The sequence below is a fragment of the Mangrovibacterium marinum genome (assembly GCF_003046625.1).
Taxonomy (GTDB): domain Bacteria; phylum Bacteroidota; class Bacteroidia; order Bacteroidales; family Prolixibacteraceae; genus Mangrovibacterium; species Mangrovibacterium marinum.
On record NZ_QAAD01000002.1, the window covers coordinates 81,591 to 97,074 of the forward strand.

The 15,484-nt window shown below is 45.5% G+C and carries 17 protein-coding genes and 2 tRNA genes; 12 read left to right on the forward strand and 7 right to left on the reverse strand.

All coding sequences use genetic code 11. The annotated features are described in order from the left end of the window. Positions 1-23: 23 nt before the first annotated feature. The 7 genes from C8N47_RS02155 to C8N47_RS02185 all read left to right on the forward strand — a co-directional run bounded on the left by C8N47_RS02155 (position 24) and on the right by C8N47_RS02185 (position 5,324). The gene (locus tag C8N47_RS02155) at positions 24-1,004 is read left to right on the forward strand and encodes a type I phosphomannose isomerase catalytic subunit (protein ID WP_107820880.1); all 981 of its coding nucleotides are present in this window, start codon (positions 24-26) and stop codon (positions 1,002-1,004) included. Between the two features lie 258 nt (positions 1,005-1,262). Further along, a complete protein-coding gene (gene yihA / locus C8N47_RS02160; RefSeq protein ID WP_107820881.1) occupies positions 1,263-1,874 on the forward strand; it encodes a ribosome biogenesis GTP-binding protein YihA/YsxC in 612 nt (203 codons plus the stop codon). 134 nt (positions 1,875-2,008) lie between these two features. After that, entirely contained in the window at positions 2,009-2,947 is a 939-nt protein-coding gene (locus C8N47_RS02165; protein ID WP_107820882.1) for a ribose-phosphate pyrophosphokinase, read from the forward strand. Between the two features lie 115 nt (positions 2,948-3,062). Further along, a complete protein-coding gene (locus C8N47_RS02170; protein WP_107820883.1) occupies positions 3,063-3,659 on the forward strand; it encodes a 50S ribosomal protein L25/general stress protein Ctc in 597 nt (198 codons plus the stop codon). A gap of 66 nt (positions 3,660-3,725) precedes the next feature. Beyond that, positions 3,726-4,292 carry an aminoacyl-tRNA hydrolase gene (pth, locus tag C8N47_RS02175; protein WP_107820884.1) on the forward strand — a complete coding sequence of 189 codons (567 nt, stop codon included), beginning with the start codon at positions 3,726-3,728 and terminating at the stop codon, positions 4,290-4,292. Next, positions 4,292-4,702 (forward strand): RNA-binding S4 domain-containing protein, encoded by a 411-nt coding sequence (locus C8N47_RS02180; protein ID WP_107820885.1) that lies wholly within the window; start codon positions 4,292-4,294, stop codon positions 4,700-4,702. The genes pth and C8N47_RS02180 overlap by 1 nt, the downstream gene beginning before the upstream one ends. A 79-nt stretch (positions 4,703-4,781) precedes the next feature. Continuing rightward, positions 4,782-5,324, forward strand: a complete 543-nt coding sequence (locus C8N47_RS02185) for a DUF4924 family protein (RefSeq protein WP_107820886.1) — start codon at positions 4,782-4,784, stop codon at positions 5,322-5,324. 13 nt (positions 5,325-5,337) lie between these two features. Here the strand turns inward: C8N47_RS02185 and C8N47_RS02190 are convergent, their stop codons facing one another. Together C8N47_RS02190 and C8N47_RS02195 are read right to left on the reverse strand one after the other, a co-directional pair. Then, a complete protein-coding gene (locus tag C8N47_RS02190; protein WP_107820887.1) occupies positions 5,338-5,742 on the reverse strand; it encodes a thiol-disulfide oxidoreductase DCC family protein in 405 nt (134 codons plus the stop codon). Next, a complete protein-coding gene (locus C8N47_RS02195; protein WP_107820888.1) occupies positions 5,742-6,818 on the reverse strand; it encodes an N-acetylmuramoyl-L-alanine amidase family protein in 1,077 nt (358 codons plus the stop codon). Before C8N47_RS02195 ends, C8N47_RS02190 begins: the two co-directional genes overlap by 1 nt. A 107-nt stretch (positions 6,819-6,925) precedes the next feature. On the opposite strand from C8N47_RS02195, the gene C8N47_RS02200 reads away from it, so the two are divergent. The 5 genes from C8N47_RS02200 (at position 6,926) to C8N47_RS02220 (ending at position 10,937) form a co-directional block, all read left to right on the forward strand. Further along, entirely contained in the window at positions 6,926-7,681 is a 756-nt protein-coding gene (locus tag C8N47_RS02200; RefSeq protein ID WP_107820889.1) for a 5'-nucleotidase C-terminal domain-containing protein, read from the forward strand. Beyond that, complete coding sequence (locus tag C8N47_RS02205) at positions 7,674-8,597, forward strand: metallophosphoesterase (protein WP_107820890.1); 924 nt, start codon at positions 7,674-7,676, stop codon at positions 8,595-8,597. Before C8N47_RS02200 ends, C8N47_RS02205 begins: the two co-directional genes overlap by 8 nt. Next, the gene (gene lnt, locus C8N47_RS02210) at positions 8,594-10,186 is read left to right on the forward strand and encodes an apolipoprotein N-acyltransferase (protein ID WP_107820891.1); all 1,593 of its coding nucleotides are present in this window, start codon (positions 8,594-8,596) and stop codon (positions 10,184-10,186) included. Before C8N47_RS02205 ends, lnt begins: the two co-directional genes overlap by 4 nt. Positions 10,187-10,757: 571 nt before the next feature. Next, positions 10,758-10,846 (forward strand) — tRNA-Ser (locus C8N47_RS02215). A gap of 16 nt (positions 10,847-10,862) precedes the next feature. Then, positions 10,863-10,937: transfer RNA gene (locus C8N47_RS02220), tRNA-Pro, on the forward strand. Between the two features lie 645 nt (positions 10,938-11,582). On the opposite strand, the gene C8N47_RS02225 is transcribed toward C8N47_RS02220, so the two are convergent. From C8N47_RS02225 to C8N47_RS02245, 5 genes are all read right to left on the reverse strand, one after another. Further along, a complete protein-coding gene (locus C8N47_RS02225) occupies positions 11,583-12,257 on the reverse strand; it encodes a plasmid pRiA4b ORF-3 family protein (protein WP_107820892.1) in 675 nt (224 codons plus the stop codon). A gap of 64 nt (positions 12,258-12,321) precedes the next feature. Beyond that, on the reverse strand, positions 12,322-12,726 hold the full coding sequence (locus tag C8N47_RS02230) for a hypothetical protein (RefSeq protein WP_107820893.1): 405 nt from the start codon (positions 12,724-12,726) through the stop codon (positions 12,322-12,324). 232 nt (positions 12,727-12,958) lie between these two features. Then, the gene (locus tag C8N47_RS02235) at positions 12,959-13,939 is read right to left on the reverse strand and encodes a virulence RhuM family protein/type II toxin-antitoxin system death-on-curing family toxin (RefSeq protein WP_107820894.1); all 981 of its coding nucleotides are present in this window, start codon (positions 13,937-13,939) and stop codon (positions 12,959-12,961) included. Between the two features lie 93 nt (positions 13,940-14,032). Next, on the reverse strand, positions 14,033-14,947 hold the full coding sequence (locus C8N47_RS02240) for a relaxase/mobilization nuclease domain-containing protein (protein WP_107820895.1): 915 nt from the start codon (positions 14,945-14,947) through the stop codon (positions 14,033-14,035). A gap of 23 nt (positions 14,948-14,970) precedes the next feature. Beyond that, positions 14,971-15,339 carry a plasmid mobilization protein gene (locus tag C8N47_RS02245; RefSeq protein WP_107820896.1) on the reverse strand — a complete coding sequence of 123 codons (369 nt, stop codon included), beginning with the start codon at positions 15,337-15,339 and terminating at the stop codon, positions 14,971-14,973. Positions 15,340-15,484 lie beyond the last annotated feature (145 nt).

Consider the following 15,484-nt stretch of genomic DNA (forward strand, 5'->3'; position numbering starts at 1 on the left):
ATATTCAAAATAAATACCTATCCATGCAGAACCTTTATCCATTAAAGTTTAAAACACGCTACTACGACAAAATCTGGGGCGGACAAAAATTGAAAACCGTCCTGAACAAAGATTTTGGCGACCTGCCCAATTGTGGCGAAAGTTGGGAATTATCGGGCGTCGAAGGAAACATCTCCGAAGTGAGCAACGGTTTCCTGGCTGGCAACAACCTCGAAGAGCTTATTGAAGTGTACATGGGCGACCTGGTTGGCGACAAAGTATTCGACCGCTTCAGCGTTGAGTTTCCGCTACTGATTAAATTTATCGATGCCAACGACGACCTCTCGGTGCAGGTACACCCCGACGATAAACTGTCGAAGGAACGCCACGGGGCCTACGGAAAAACCGAAATGTGGTACGTGCTGCAAGCCGACAAAGGCGCCAAGCTGAACTGCGGCTTCAACCAACCCATCAGCAAAGAAACCTACCTGCAAAAGGTCGAAAATAAAGAAATCATGGACGTGCTCAACTTTGTTGAAGTGCAACCAGGCGACGTTTTCTTTATGCCCGCCGGACGTGTTCACGCCATTGGCAAAGGCATTGTAGTGGCCGAAATTCAGCAAACATCCGACGTCACTTACCGCATTTACGACTACGACCGCGTGGATGCCAACGGCAAAGGCCGCGAGCTGCACACCGAATGGGCCGTTGATGCCATCGACTTCAGCTACCACGAAAACTACAAAACAGAATACAAGGCTGAAAAGAACGCGCGCGCCGAAGTGGTGAAATGCGACTATTTCAACACCGGCCTCATCGAGTTCGACCAAACCATCGAAAAAGATATCTATGGTCTCGACTCGTTCGTGATTTACATCTGCGTGGAAGGCGAATACGAAATCAGCACACCCACACACACCGAAACGGTGAAACTGGGCGAAACAATTCTGGTTCCGGCATCCGTACACCAGTATAAGCTGAAACCAATCAGCCCGAACGTAAAAGTTTTGGAAGTCCATTTATAAGAGTCGTGAGTCGTGAGTCGTGAGTCGAGAGTAATGAGTCGTGAGTAATGAGTAATGAGTCGTGAGTAATGAGTAACAAGTTACCAGTAACGAGCAACCAGTAACCAGTAACGAGTAACGAGTAACAAGCTACAAGCTACAAGTCGCGAGTCAACGAACGCACTCGTGGCTCCTGTCTCAAGACTCACGTCTCCTGTCTCACGACTCAAGACTCAAGACTCACGTCTCAAGAAAAAAAAACAATTTTAAACAAAAGGAATGCTGGAAGTTAAAACGGCCCGCTTTTTAATGAGTAACTCGAGCGTACACAAGTGCCCCGAGGCTAACATGCCCGAATTTGCCTTTATCGGCCGATCGAATGTAGGCAAGTCGTCGCTGATCAATATGATCACCAACCATAAAAAACTGGCTAAGACTTCAGGCCGCCCGGGGAAAACGCAACTGATCAACCACTTTGTCATCAACGACAACTGGTACCTGGTCGATTTACCCGGATACGGCTACGCCAAAGTGTCGAAAGACCAAAAAAACAAGTTTCAGGCCTACATTGCCGATTACATTATTAACCGGGCCAACCTGTACTGCCTGTTTGTGTTGATCGACAGCCGCCACGAACCCCAAAAAATTGATGTGGAGTTCATCGAATGGCTGGGCGAGAAACAAATTCCTTTTGCCCTGATCTTCACCAAAGCCGACAAGCTGGGGAAAAACCAACTGCAAAGCAACGTTGCGCATTACCGCAAACAGTTGCTCAAAAGCTGGGAAGAATTACCCCCCATCCTGTTGAGCTCGTCAACCAGCGGATTGGGAAAAGAAGAAATCCTTGGTTTTATCGCAGAAACCGCCCCTGAATTAAACAATATCGATTAACGCTTCGCCGAGAAGCTAAAAGCCTGAGGATGCGCAAATAAAAATGCAGCATGGCGGCGTGTTTTTTACACGACCATTTGAAGTTTTTTTTACCTTTGCGACCATCTTCAAGGCACTTAATAAAAAACGTTAATATGGGAAGCAAGAAACCCCTTAAGATTTTCACCGGAACAGCCACAACGTATTTAACATCAAAAATTTGCAACAGCATCGGAGTCGACTTGGGAACCTCAAGTTGCCCGGTATTTGCTGACGGAGAGTTCGAGCCCTGCTTCGAAGAAACAATCCGTGGATCGCATGTTTTCCTGGTTCAGTCAACCTTTCCACCCAGCGACAACCTGATGGAATTGTTACTGATGATTGATGCCGCCAAACGTGCATCGGCCTACAAAATTATCGCTGTGCTGCCCTACTTTGGTTTTGCCCGCCAGGATCGCAAGGACAAACCGCGTGTTTCAATCGGCGCCAAACTGGTAGCCGACTTACTTTCAGCGGCCGGCGTCGACCGTATTATCACCATGGACCTGCATGCCGATCAAATTCAGGGATTCTTCAATGTTCCTGTTGATCATCTTTTTGCATCGGCATTGTTCATTCCGTTCATCAAAAAAATGGGTCTGCGCGACGTTGTGATCGCCTCGCCTGACGTAGGTGGTACCAAACGCGCCAACACCTATGCAAAAATGCTCGGCGTCGATATGGTTATTTGCCACAAATCGCGCGCAAAAGCCAACGTCATCGACAGCATGACCCTGATCGGCGATGTTCGCGATAAAGACGTCATCCTGGTGGACGACCTGATTGATACCGCCGGAACCATTACAACAGCTGCCGGCCTGATGGTGAAAGAAGGGGCTAACTCGGTTCGTGCCTTTGCTGCTCACGGATTGCTTTCCGAACCAGCTTACGAACGCATCGAAAACTCGGCATTGCAGGAAGTGTATTTCACCGATTCAATTCCGCCAAAAAGAGAGTCTTCAAAAATTAAATACATCTCAGTAGCCGATGCTATCGGAGAAGCCATCATGCGGGTATATAAAAATGAGTCTATCAGCTCCTTGTTTTTCAAGTAATTTTATATCTTTGCACCGCTTTTTCCGCACGGCATGAAGTTATGTATGCTGTTTGCCCTTTCACCGAAAAGGGAGGACTGAGTACCATAATTATTAATTTTAGATTTATACAACAATGAAATCAGTAGCGATTACAGGCGAATTAAGAACCGCCATTGGTAAAAAAGATTCTAAGAGATTAAGAAACGAAGAAAAAGTGCCTTGTGTACTTTACGGTGGCCAAGAGCCCATTCACTTCCAGGCCGATGTTGCGGAATTCCGCAAAGTCGTTTATACGCCGAACGTTTACTTGGTAAACCTGACCATTGCAGGTAAAGAGTATACTGCTATTATGCAAGACGTGCAATGGCACCCGGTTGACGAACAACTGCTTCACGTTGACTTCCTGGCGATTGACGAAACAAAACCAATTAAAGTTGAAGTTCCGATCAAAGTAACAGGTTATGCAAAAGGTATGCGTGCCGGTGGTAAAATGAAATTGAACCTGCGTCGTTTGAAAGTGAAAGCTTTGGCAAAAGACCTTCCGGATTCAATTACATTGAAAATTGACGATCTGGAATTGGGACAATCAATTAAAGTAGGTCAAATCGAGGTTGAAAACATGGAAATCCTGAATTCAAAATCAATTCCTGCTGTAACCATCATGATTACACGTGCTGCACGTGCTGCCATGAATGCCGCTGCCGCTGCTGCTACTCCGAAGAAAAAGTAATTCAACCTTTTTCTGAAGCATAATTGCAACGTATCAATTGGCATTTAAAACGGATACTATTTTAGAATGAAATATCTGATAACCGGGTTGGGAAATCCGGGTAAGGAATACGAAAACACCCGTCATAACATCGGGTTTAAAATATTGGACGCTCTGGCAGATGCGTCCAATATTGTTTTTAGCGATAGCCGTTACGGCTGGGTTGCTGAGTTTTCGTACAAAGCCCGGACTTTCATTTTATTGAAGCCAACCACCTACATGAACCTTAGCGGCAAAGCTGTCCGCTACTGGATGCAGGAAGAAAAAATAAAAACGGAAAATCTGCTGGTACTTGCCGACGACCTGGCACTGCCCTTCGGCAGCTTGCGCCTGCGCGGCAAAGGGGGCTCGGCGGGTCATAACGGCCTGAAAAGCATTGAAGAATGCCTGGGGAGAAATGACTACGCCCGCCTGCGCTTCGGCATTGGCGACGATTTCCACCGCGGGCAACAAGTCAACCACGTGCTCGGCGAATGGAGCAAAGACGAAGCGCTGGATTTGCCCCTGAAGATTGACACCTGCATTGAAATCATCAAAAGTTTTGGCACCATCGGCGTGGCCCGAACAATGAACGAATTCAACAAACGCAAATAATGGAACAACAAGTACGAATCGATAAATGGTTATGGGCTGTGCGGCTTTTTAAAACCAGAAGCCAGGCCACCGAAGCCTGTAAAAAGGGGCGGATTATTGTCGATAAAATACAAGTTAAGCCATCGCGGATGATTAAAACCGGCGATATTGTACAAATCAAAAAATCGCCGGTCACCTACAGCTTCAAAGTATTGGGCTTGATTGAAAAGCGCGTAGGTGCCAAGCTGGTGGCCGAATATATGAAAGATGTCACCCCGCCCGAGGAACTGGAAATCCTGGAAATGCAGAAGCACATGCTTACCCTGCAACGCGACCGCGGAACCGGCCGCCCAACCAAAAAAGAGCGCCGCGATCTGGACGACTTCTTCGAAACCGACGACCACAACAACTGGGACGACTGGGAGGCTTAATTGATTCGTGATTATTGAAATTTCAAGAATGTCTTTTCATTCCTGAAATTTGGAATTTGAAACCTGATTTTTTGACATTATGCTGATTGCTAAAGAAAAACGGAAAACAAATATCGCTGAATACATTCTCTATATCTGGCAGCTGGAAGATCTGTTCCGCGCTTTGGATTTCGATATGGAGAAGATTGGATCAACCCTGGTTTCGCAGTTCAAGGTGGACGAAAACACGCGACTCGACATTTACCAGTACTATAAAAACATGGTATTGATGATGGAGAAAGAACAAGTGAAGCAAAGCGGCCATATTCAGGCGATTGTCAACCTGACCAGCGACCTGAACGACTTTCACCTGAATCTGTTAAAATCGACAGCCGACCCGGCTTACCGATCGTTGTACCAAATTGCCAAGCCGCTGCTCGATGAGTTTCGCTTAAAAAGCAACGATGTGAATGCCGACGATGTTCAGGTTGCCCTGCAGTCGCTTTACGGGCTCATCCTCTTAAAACTTCAGCAGAAACCCATCAGCCCGGGCACCGAACAGGCAACAGCGCATATCAGCAAGCTGATGGCTCACCTGGCAGCACGATACAAACAATTTGAAGAGGGAGATTTTGAACTCTAACAGCGTTTCCGGATTATAAGAAACGCTCCTGCATCTTCGCATCCGGCACAAAACACGATTTTCGCCGGCCAAACCAGGCATATCGGCGGGCAGCGATCCACCGATAAATCGCTTTATTCCAGCGACGGGGCAAAAAGCGCCCAATAGTGAAAATACGATGAACACCGCCCAGGGCGGCAGCAATCCGAAATACAGCATCGGCGTACAGGTAGGCCTGGTCACCCTCAATGAGCACCACGGAATCGACAGAATCGGCTATCTGATAATCGGCTCTTAACTTCCGGCCTGTCGGGCTGTTGAGCGAACAAAATAAGAAACGGGCTTTCGGATCGTGCCGAAGAATATACTGAACCAGGCCACTGCACAAGTGACAATATCCGTCGAACAAAATCAAACTTTTGCCTTCCGGAACCGGCATCACTTATTGTTTTTAAAATCTTTGATTAAACCGTCGCATAGCCAGTTGGCCAGCGCCTGGCGGTTGTCGCCCAGCATAAAACGTTGCTGATCGCGGCTGTGATTGATATTTCCCAGCTCAATAAACACCGCTGCCGGATAAGAGTATTTCAACACAAACAGATTCCGATCCGATACTGTTCCGTGATAGCCCCGGTTAGGTTGGTGATAGTCGTATTTTTGCTTGAAGGTTTGCTGCAAGTTGGTAGCCAGCTTTTTGCCGGTTTTACTGCGTTTATCGTGATAAAAGAACACATCAATATTTTCACCTTTACTTCTGGAGTCGACATGAATAACCACCAGCCGTTGAAAACTGCCTTTGTTCGCCACATATAACTTATTTACCGCATCTTTACGCTGCCGCAAGCGCGACATCTGACTGCGCGGAATCGCTCGCCCCGGGTAACAAAGCTCATTCTGATCGTGCGCCAGGATTCGCTCATCACGAATTCCGTCTTCCTTATCCTGAATAATCATATAAACTTTGGCCCCCCGTTCTTCCAAGGCACGCGACAGGCGCAAGGTAACATCGTAGGCATACTCATCTTCACACAGCAAGTGATTCCCCAGATGACCTATCGCCCCCGGATCGGGTCCGCCATGCCCACTAATCAGGTAATAAACCGCCCCTTTCAGCGAGTGATCTTCAATAATAACCCGCTCGTACTTACTGCCATAAAGCTTATTTACCACGCTGGCCTTAGCCGACGAACTGCCGGCGGCTACCGGTTGCGCACTGGTCTGCCCCTGGCGCGAGTCGTCGCCACCTGCCTCAACCGGCAAACGATAAGTCTGCCCGATGAACACGGCATTGTTCCGCCCCAGTTTCTCCTTGTTCAAGGCGATAAACGCATTCAGGTATTTGCCCGGCGCCAGTCCGTGACGCTTTAAAATTGAATAGATACCGTCGCCGCGTTGCGCTTTCGCCGTGGGGTAATCCTGGGCCTGAGCAATCGTTACACTTAAAAAAGTTAATATGATTATCGCACAAAATTTAGGCGCTTTTAGCCGGAAATAATTTACTTTTAACTCTTTCATTCTTTTATTTGTTAGAATAAGAACCCTACCCCTTTGGGAAAGTTTAAAAATAATCACTGTCTTTCGGTGAAATAAAGATTACAAAATATTTGAGAATCGATAATCGCATGCATAAAATTATTTACCTAATCGCAATTATTTCAGTTCTTTCTTCTTGTAAAACTAAGTTGATTGTAACGGATTTCAAAGCGGAGAACATCGCAAATTACCAAAACATTTCAACCACCGACTCTTCATTGCTGGCCTTTGTCAATCCCTATTCAACCGAGATTAACCGGGAAATGCAAACCGTAATTGCCATAAGCGATGTTGAACTGGTTAAGAAAAAACCGGAAAGCCTGCTTACTAACTACATGGCCGACATTCTGTTATACGAAGGGCAGATCTATGCTTCCAAACATCAGGCACACCCCATTCCCGAGCTTGCCTACCTGAACTACGGAGGGCTTAGAACCGATTTACCCCGGGGAAAAATTACTGTTGGTAAAATTTTCGAACTTATGCCTTTTGAAAATGAGATGGTACTCCTTCGGCTGAAAGGTGACGATTTGAACGCCATGGCCCGGATGATTGCCGCCAAAGGAGGCGACAGCGTGGCCGGCATCACCCTGACAATAAAAGACGGTAAGCCCGGCTTGTTTTTAATCAACAATAAGCCGGTGCAGAATAACAAAGAATACTGGATCGTTACCAACGACTATGTAGCCAACGGAGGCGATAATATGACGATGTTCGGGAACAGAACCATGTTCATCAACACCGGCATCAAACTACGCGACTGCTTCATCAACCATTTGCAGCGCGACTACGATGCCGGGAAAATAATTTCACCTAAACTAGACGGGAGGATCAGCCATGAGTAGCAGAAGACGATTTTTAAAACAGTTAGCCGCAGCAACGGCTGGCGCAGGTATCCTGAGCATCCCCCAACAGGTTCTTGCTCATAAAGGGCTCAAAAAACTAACAATCCTGCATACCAACGATATTCATTCGCATATCGACCCGTTTTCGCCAAGCAACCCAAGCTATGCCGGCAAAGGAGGGCTGGCGCGTATGTCGGGTTTGATTCAGCAAATCAGACAGCAGGAAGAAAATGTGCTGCTGCTCGACTCGGGCGATATGTTTCAGGGAACACCCTACTTCAACTATTATAAAGGTGAACTCATTCTGAAGGTGATGTCGGAAATGGGCTACGAAGGTTCCACCCTGGGGAATCATGAGTTCGACAATGGACTGGACGCCTTGAACAATGCGCTGGATCATGCCAAATTCCCGTTTATCAACAGCAACTACGATTTCTCACAAACCAAGCTTTACGACCGCTTCAACCGCTATGTTGTTTACCGGAAAAATGGAATTAAAATCGGGGTGTACGGCTTGGGCATTGAACTGCAAGGGTTGGTGAGTAACAGCAATTACGAAGGAACCATTTACAACGACCCGGTGGAAGTGGCACGCGAAATGGAAGGCTTCCTGAAGCTGAACAAACAATGCGATCTGGTGATTTGCCTGTCGCACCTGGGATACCGATACGAAAGCAATAAAATATCGGACGTTCGTCTGGCGGCCGAAACCCGATATACCGACCTGATTTTGGGAGGACACACGCACAGCTTCCTCGACAAACCGGTGCAGGTAAAAAACGCCGATGGCAATCCCGTTATCATCAACCAGGCTGGCTGGGGAGGCATGGTGCTGGGCCGCCTGGACTTCTATTTTGATGCGGCCGCAAAACAAGCTCCCCTGGCCTACTACGAGGCAATACCCAACCAGGCATGAACCAACAACTAAAAAACCTGCTGTTAACAGGGCTGGCTGCCCTGCTGCTGAGTCTCCCCTGGCTGGGAATTGCTCCCGGCTGGCTGCTGCTGGGTGCATTGGTCCCCCTGTTTATTCTGGAAGACGAGCTCGAACGAGCACATCCATTCAATCCCTACCTGATTTTCAATTACGCCTTTGCCGCCTTTTGGCTTTGGCACCTGATAACCGTATGGTGGGTTCTAAAAGTAACCCTATGGGGTATTCTGTTTCTGTCAACGGCCAATGCCGGCATCATGGCTGCTATATGGTGGTTCTTCTCCCGGATGAAAAAGCGGCACAACCGCCAACTGGCCAACATAGCCCTTATCGCGCTATGGTTGTCGTTCGAGTTTCTGCACCACCGCTGGGAAATCGAGTGGCCCTGGCTATGCCTGGGAAACGGCTTGGCCGCTCAAAACAAAATTATCCAATGGTACGAGCTAACAGGGATGGCCGGAGGAAGCCTATGGATCCTCTTGTCGAATATACTGATCTTTTCGGGCTGGAAAAAACTGAAAGCGCGGCAATATCTGCTAACGATGGGATACAGTCTGCTGTTGCTCCTTCTCATTGGTCTTCCGCTAATGTGGTCACTACACCGGTACGCAAACTATGCCGAAGAAGGAAAATCGATCGAGCTGGCCGTGCTGCAACCCAACATCGATCCGTTTACTGAAAAGTTTAGCGGGATGACCGCCCGCGAGCAACTTACCATTCTTTTACACCTGAGCGACTCGGTTGTAAGTCCCCAAACACAATACGTTGTGGCACCCGAAACCTGCCTGCCCGAACTCGATGAAGACAACCGGCTGGCTGAAAATCCGTTTATCCGCCCCTTTGTTGGCCGGGCAAAACAAGCACCCCGCCTGAACTTTATCCTGGGCGCCATGAGCCGCAAGCAAGTGAACACCAGCGCAGCCCTTCCGGCAGCGGCCCGGTACGACAGCGTGAAAAAACAGTGGTACGAACTATACAACTCGGCCCTGCAAGTGGGAAGCGCCGACACAATCGCCATCTATCACAAAAGTATTCTGGTTGCCGGAGTCGAAAAAATGCCCTTCCAACGCTATTTCCGGTTTCTACAATCTCTTAGTCTGGATTTGGGCGGCACCACAGGCAGCCTGGGGATTCAACAAAGCCCCACCGTATTTGAAGCGACGCACCGGGTAGCACCGGTCATTTGCTTCGAATCGCTCTTTGGGCAACACCTGACGGCGTTTGTAAAAAAAGGCGCGCAGTTTCTGGCCGTTATCACCAACGACGGCTGGCTTCCTCAACCATCCGGCTACCGGCAGCATCTGCACATCAGCCGAATACGGGCTATCGAATGCCGCAGAAGTGTCGTCCGCTCTGCCAACACGGGCATTTCGGCAATCATCAACCAACGAGGCGATGTCGTTCAGCAAACACTATGGAAGCAACGAACAGCCTTTCGCGGAACCATTCATCTCAACGATCAACTAAGCTTCTATGTGAAATACGGTGATTATATCGGGCGCATTGCGCTCTTTACGGGAAGTTTATTGCTACTCTATTTCATAAGCGGTAGCATTATGCGAAAACAATAAAAAAATCCGCACTAATTCGATTGCGCAAAATCCCTGAACTACAGGATTTGAGTGCCGGAATGATCAAACTTCCACCGGTAGCGAACTACTCACCCCGATATTGATCGGGACTACAAGGCCTGTTTTTACTTTCCTAAAGCTTTCTCGGTTTAATGTAAACTGTTGAATTTGCCAATAATGAACTAATGCGGAAATATCTTTGTGTTAGAACGTTTTCTTGATTCAAAGATAGCTGCAATCGCCCTGTTCTGCAAGCAAAATAGCGGTTTTTATAACATCGAAGCGTTATCTGACTGATTTATAACGCCATCTTTTTAAAAGCCGCTCTTACGTAAAACAAAGCCTGATTTTTACCGTAAAAAAGCCGTTTAAAAATATTTCAAATTCTTTCAAACTGAAACTCAGCAAGCTCCTCTTCAATTCAGAAAAAAGTGCGTTTTTTTTACATTGTTTGTTTTGCAGAAGTAAAAACTAGTTCTATATTTGCACCGCATTCAGAGAGAAACACACCGCATGAATGCTGAGTTCTAGAAGAGATTGAAGGAGAAAGACATTTAGTCACGATATTTCAGGAGAGATGGGTGAGTGGCTGAAACCACCGGTTTGCTAAACCGGCGTACGGGTCATTCCGTACCGGGGGTTCGAATCCCCCTCTCTCCGCGTTCAATTATACTTTCGGGATGTAGCGCAGTCCGGTTAGCGCACCTGCTTTGGGAGCAGGGGGTCCCAGGTTCGAATCCTGGTATCCCGACACTAAAAATAAAGGAGTTAGACGAAAGTTTAGCTCCTTTTGTTTTTTGTACGGTTAAAACGTAGGGCTAAATTTATCCTCTTGCGAGTTAATCCATTCTACATCATACGAAAAACTAAATGCCTTCCGTCCTTTTGCCTGCTGTGCCGATAATGTTCCAATACATTTAGGAGATTTCATACCTTTCCAATCGGCATACACCCATATATCTGTCCTGTCTGCCATCTCTATTTTCCGATTAACTTTAAATTCTGCAACTTTCTTCCAAATTCGTCATCAGCTGCCAGCTTCAGGAAGTCATCCTGCAAACCCAGTACCCGGAAAACATTAAATTTTCATCTTGTTGTTTATTATCAACAAATACAGCCATAACGTTTCCAATAAACAACATTGATTAAAATTCAAGAGGAGCTCTGTATTTCAGATTTAGGCTGATAATAAACAAGCTGCCAAGAAATACTGGAATCTCAAACAAAAATATTTCAATTACGGCCTATCACAGTAAATGTGACAATTCACGAATAAATTCAACACTTATTGCGATTGCAAACAACAAAACAACAATTGTATTGTCGATTGAAAACGACCGAATTTTTAGTTGATTACCTATCAAAGAGCTTAATAACTGGAAATCATCTCAGGAGACTATTCATCCTGAAAAGCATATTGCCACCTTTTGTATGGGTTATCAAAATTGACTTCTGATGGATTAAACGTCTCAGGACTCCATCCTTCGCCAACCCAAGCCTTCATCTCGTCGTATTCGTCATGATCCGGATTAGTCAGCACCGACAGTACATTTTCATACCCATGGATACCTCCGCAATCTTCCGGCGGGCAAGCCCGTTCCCCTTCCAGGCATATCGGATATTTCGTCATAGGATTGCAGTACAAATATCCCTCCAGCATGACGGTATGAATCCAACCGTCACCATAATCATATTCATAAGTAGCTTGAACGCCTAAATCATTAAAATAGGTTGTAGTCAGTATTTCCCAACCAGGAAAAACTTCCGGCAATTCCCCGAATCCTGAAAAATCAGGAATACCTATCCGAACGGCCTTCCGTTTCCCTTTACCTTTTATCTCAAAGTGATGCAAGTGACAATCCTTCCATCCCATAGCATCCTGAATGGCGACATGCAAATCCCAGAAGTTGTAATTCGCTGGAACCTGTATCCGTCTCCAGATTTTGGGAGTAATACCCTTCATTTCAACCAGAAACTGCAATACATGGTGTTTTGAACCGGAATCGGGAAATCTGAGATAATTCAATCGGTAACCTTGCGCTTCAAAATTTTTTTCAAATTGACTTGCCATAGTGATCTGGAAATAAGTGGAATATTTTTGACTAAATTACTTCAAAATATGTGATTAAGCTTTTCTATGCCTTGCGAATACCGGGGCTGTTTTCTCTTAATTCAGGAACTCTTTCAACATCGACATAATGAGTTGAATAGTTGTCCTCAATCTTTTTGTCGCCTGATTTGCTAAATCGCAACCTTCGTTTAATTCCTTTACCGAATTGATCGTAGGCTGTCCATGAGGACTTTAAATTCAGCTCTATCGCGTAGGTTCTAATCAGCCTGTTAATAAAAGTCAGCTTACCCAAGTTTGTTTTGCAGACTTTTTCAAGGTACTCAACACGCCCACGCCGCCAATCTTCGTAATTCCCCTGGGACAGATATCCCAATTGCATTAGTACATCTATCGAACAAACATATCCTTTTTCATAACGATTTGAATGAACCAATCTTTTGACCTCTTTTTCTAAAGCTGCATTATTCATTGGAAATCCTGTTCGTTTGAATCAACTTGCTCTTTAACCCAATCAACGTAACGCATTTTCTTGAAATCAAAGCCAATCATCAAAATTGGGCAATATCTTTATATCTGCGGTTTTAAGATTGAAGTAACATCTCATCCCGCAATCCAGGTAATCCGCAATCTCTTCTAGCTGTTTTTCTGTGGGTTTCATGAATTTAACCGATTTGCAGGTTTCGAATCATCTATTGCGAAGACTATCTGTTTCGGTTTAATATAGTTACCACCAGACGTTTTACAATATCATCTTCTTCAGTCTTGCTCGTAGCAATAAACAAAGTCAAAGCAGCCAAGGTATTGTTATCGATAATTGGTGTTCGGTCAGGCTTCAACAGCGCATTGTTTTGTTCTAAAAAATAGACAAAACAAGCTGCAGCTATTCGCTTATTTCCATCTACAAATGAATGGTTTTTTGTAATAAAATAAAGGAGATTAGCAGCTTTTTCTTCAAGTGTCGGATATAGTTCAACATCGCCAAAGCTCTGACCAATTTGAGCGATTGAGCTTTGAAAGCTATCATCCTTGGGTTGCGCAAATACATCTGATTCAAAATCAGAATACATTTCATGAATCAAATCTATATAGTCATTAAACGAAGGATAGATGAAATCCTGCGTTATCGTCCCTGCTGTATCCAGTCTCTCATGGTCATAGTCATCCAACAATGCCAAACCTTTCGAAAACAATTGAAAAACGGCCCGATTTTCATCGTTGGTGGCTTCCTCTATAGCACGGCTTACAATTCGTATTCCTGCTTTTAGATATTCTACTTCCTGTTGTTTCTGAGCCAAGCGCTTTTCATTTATAGCGTAGCCCTTTACGAGATAGTCTTTTAAACGTTGAGTCGCCCATTGGCGAAATTGTGTTCCTTGAACTGACTTAACCCGATAGCCGACAGAAATGATGACATCGAGATTATAAAATTCAGTTTCAGTTAACTGCTCTTTTCCTTTAATAGCGCCATGTTGAGTGGTATGTGCAAATTTTGCACATACCAAGTCTTTTTCCAACTCACCCTCCTTGAAGACATTACTGATATGTCGAGAAATGACGGTTCGATCACGGCTAAACAGCGAAGCCAGCTGTCTCTGGTTAAGCCAAACCGTTTCGTTATCAAACAAAACATTAAGCTCTGTCTGATTATCACCTGTTTTATATATCTCGAATTTGCTTTCCATATTACAAACTTATATGAACTTGCCCGAAATTACATCAATAAACCTGGTTAATATCCAAGAGTATATTACAGCTAAAGAGACAATATTGTAGGTTTACATTCTCCTTCCCCTTTTATTCCGCTTCATTTGTTTGTGCCTATTGAGCTTTCCCGTGGCCGCTTCATCATCCTTACCGTATTGATAAACCAAAGCCTTCAGCAGTTCTCTTTTAAAATTCTCCGGGAAACCGATCTTCTGATTCATAACGAACTTGACTTCGTGACCCAAATTCCTCTCAGCATAAAAATTAGGACGTTCCTCAAATTCCGAAAGCCGGATCGGATAGCGAACCGGATTACCGGTTCCATCAGTCACAAAAGCAGCATAACCCCTTCCGAATGGTCGGATCTCGATGTCAAACATTTTCAGCGCCTCATCATACATCGCTTTTGATCTGATAAAATCCATTTGATTGAGCTGCCCAAATAAACTCTCCAGGTTTTGCTTCAGGTTTCTGCTGGAGCCGGAAAAGCGATAGTTTAACTTCTGTGGATTTTCTTCTTTGGTGAGCCCATATTTCTGTTCCAGGGACTTGATAAATCGTTGCGTTTTTTCACGCTCATAATTGTCTTTGATTTTTTTGCCGGTATCACAATCGATACGGGTAGAAACAATATGAAAATGTATCCGGTCAATATCGGCATGTTTGTACACCAGGTACGGCTGATTCCCATAGCCCAGGTGTTCCATTAACTTACTAATCTCATTTCTGATACCGGTATCACCCAAACGAACCAAATCGCTCACAGTCGGATTCACTGAAATATGCAGCCCCGGCTTTTTAACCCGGGTATTGCGCTCTTCGATCTCCTCAAAGATCCGGTACCGGTCATTCTTGTCTCCAAGGAACGGATTCATAACCGGCATATTCTGACTGTGATAAAAACTCGCTTTCTGCCTCTCTACCTTCCGTTCGTTGTAAAACAAAGCGTTTTTCGTAGTGCAGGCCTGGTGGATTTTAATAACCATGATGACTCCTCCCCTTTTGTCAATTACCTCAAATGCTTTTGCAAAAGAATCAGACAGTCTCGCATCCTGTCAAAGGCCTGTTTCAGCAGTTGCCGGTCCTGATCACTCACCCGGTAACCGGAAAAGGAGTTCATGTGTTTGGAAAGCTGGTTCATGTTCACACCGATCTTGTTGAGCTCGTAGTCCAGACTCTTTAACTGATTTGCAGTCTCTGCATCCAGGGAAATCTGTCTGCTATCTACTGTCCTAAAGACCCGGCTGCGCAAAAAGTCACTCATGCAAGGATATTTCCCCCGTTTGGCCAACGCTCGTAAGCGAAGCTTCTCTTCCCGGGTTAACCGGATAAGCAGCATTTCACTACGGGCTTCTTTATCGTCTAATCTGGGGCGCATAAGTAACTTTATTGGTTGCTAACGGAATTTTGAAAGAGGGGAATCACTAGGCTTTTCGGGGATTGGGCGCTGGCCCCGCAGGGCAAGGTGAAAAGGTTTTTGTATATACAAAAACACATCTTACATTCCCCTCTTTCTATAAGAT